This window comes from Polaribacter sp., from assembly GCF_965656025.1.
Taxonomy (GTDB): Bacteria; Bacteroidota; Bacteroidia; order Flavobacteriales; family Flavobacteriaceae; genus Polaribacter.
The window spans coordinates 2515-5009 of record NZ_CBFHJT010000076.1 but is presented as its reverse complement, the minus strand read 5'-3'; the positions used below and the strand labels follow the sequence as shown (position 1 = coordinate 5009).

Here is a 2495-nt window from a genome sequence, read left to right as displayed (position 1 = left end):
ATCTGGTACTAGATTCGCTTGATCATCTCTTAAAAATACAGGGAATATTGGAGCCATTTTATCTGAAAATTCAAATACATTTTCAGCACCATTTGTTTGACCATTTGCTACAGTTTCAGAATATGTATAACCTAGGTTTGAATTAAGTTTAAGCCAAGGCTTAACATCTGTAGATACATTTAAACGAGTTGTATATCTTTTGTATCCAGTATTGATAACAATACCTTTATCATCTAAGTAACCAAAAGAAGCATAATATCTTGTAGTCTCGTTACCACCGTTCATATTTAAGTTTGCTTCTGTTCTAATTGCTGGTGCAATTGCAGCATCAACAAAACGTTGTGGCGTGTATTTTCTAGTAACTCCAGATCTTACTGTACCTGTTGCTGGATCTATTAATTCTGAAGCATTTGCAACATTCCACATATTATAACCAGGAGCAATATAGTTACCAGTAAATAATTCTGAATTTGCTAATGCTACAGGGTCTGCAACACCATTTACTCTTCCTCTTCCTTGTATACCTTCCCAAACATATCCAATGTATTCTTCAGGAGAAGTTACTACTTGATATCTGTCAAGATATTGAGAACTAATACTTGTCTTAACATCTGCTTGTATTGATGATTTGTTAGATGAACCTGTGTTTGTTGTAATTACAACCACACCATTAGCACCTCTTGAACCATAAATAGCTGTAGCTGTTGCATCTTTTAAGATAGTTGTACTTTTGATATCAGCAGGGTTGATTGAGTTGATACTTCCAGAAAAAGGAACACCATCTACAACGTATAATGGACTTCTATTTCCATTTACAGAACCAAAACCTCTAATTCTAATTGTACCTACAGAACCTGGTTGTCCAGATCCGTTAATTACTGTAACACCAGCAACCTCTCCAACAAGCGCGTTTGTAACGTTTGGAAAGTTTTTAGACTCTAAGTTTTCGCTTTTAACAGTTGTTGCTGTACCAGCAAAAGCTCTTTTTGTTGTTGTACCATAACCAACAACTACAATTTCATCTAATAAATTTGCATCTTCTACTAAAGTTAAATTAATTGTATTAGAGTTACCAACAACTTTTTCTACAACCTTATAACCTAAATAGCTAAAAGATAGTGTAGCACCTTTATTTACTTTAATGGTATATTTACCATCAAAATCGGTTTCAGTACCTGTTGTTGTACCTTTAATATAAACACTTACACCTGGTAAAGTACCTGATTTGTCAGATACAGTTCCGGATACAGTTTTTTGCTGTGCAAACGATATTTGCACTACCAACGCCAGTAATAGCGTTAAAATTCCATTAAACTTTGTCTTCATTTGTATAATTATTTGAATTAATTAATGCCAAAAGTCTTAAATAAAACTTAATAAAACAATTTTTTAACATAAATAATTTCTATCACCTTATTTATTAGACAAAAAAAATCATCCAACCTTACAAAGATTGGATGATTTAATTTTATTTTAAATTTAATTTACTGAAACAACCATAATACCGTATCAAGAGTATCAGGCCCTTGTGCGCTTACAGCACTATTATAATTATCTTCATTTAATGAACCTGCAGTAGCAGAATATGCGTGTCTTTGTGGAATATCTGTTGCATTAGATAGTAAATCTAATGAACCTGTAATTAGTCCAGGTTGATTATCAGCGGTATCTAAGCTGTTAATTCCTTCACCAATTCTAGAATCATTACCCATTGCTTTGAATCTTCTATATTCAGCCCAACTATTATAACCTTGTAAGAATAAAGAAACCCATTTTTCATAAGCGATATCGTCTATACTTGTGTAAGGATTAGCTGAAATATATGTTGTAATATCCGCAGTAGCTACACCCCATTGTTCCATAGAAGCAGTAATAGCTTGCTCATAAAGAGAAGTCGCATTTTCAGTTGTCCATCCTCTTGCAGCAGCTTCTGCTCTTGCAAATAATACTTCTGAATAAGTGTAAATCATTAAAGGTGCTTCACTTTCGAAAATGATATCATCTGTAATAAATGAATAATTATCTGTAGCTGAATTTGATGCACCATAAGGAGCACCAATATAAGTAGCAGAAGTTGTTGCAGGTTCTGCAAACATTGCTAATCTTGGGTCTTCAGGAGCGGTATCTGTACCAGTACCAATTAAAGAATTTACAAAAACATCACTCATTAAATAATCTCTTCTAGATTCAAATCTATCTTGCCATGGATTATCATTTGTGTTTTCAGATAAGTAAGTATATTGTATATTTTGTGCATTAGAAGAAATAGCACCTGACATACCTTCTTTAAACTTAGCTTCTCCTTTTGTTGGGTTTGCTTTCGATAAACGTAAACCCATTACCATTTTAATAGTATTTGCAAAAGTTCTCCATCTAGCCATATCTCCATCGAAGTAAATGTCACTATCAGGACCATTACCACTGTTTATAGAAGCTAACGCAGCATCTAATTCTAAGAAAAGTGCATCATAAATAGCTTCTTGAGAATCATATAC

2 protein-coding genes are annotated in these 2495 nt (G+C 33.2%); both read right to left on the bottom strand.

What is annotated here, in order from left to right; genetic code table 11:
* On the bottom strand, positions 1-1326 hold a 1326-nt coding region (locus ACTG3S_RS12500), incomplete at its 3' end, for a TonB-dependent receptor plug domain-containing protein (RefSeq protein WP_439129679.1).
* Between the two features lie 158 nt (positions 1327-1484).
* Positions 1485-2495, bottom strand: a 1011-nt coding sequence (locus ACTG3S_RS12495) for a SusD/RagB family nutrient-binding outer membrane lipoprotein (RefSeq protein WP_439129677.1), incomplete at its 5' end; no start/stop codon positions are given.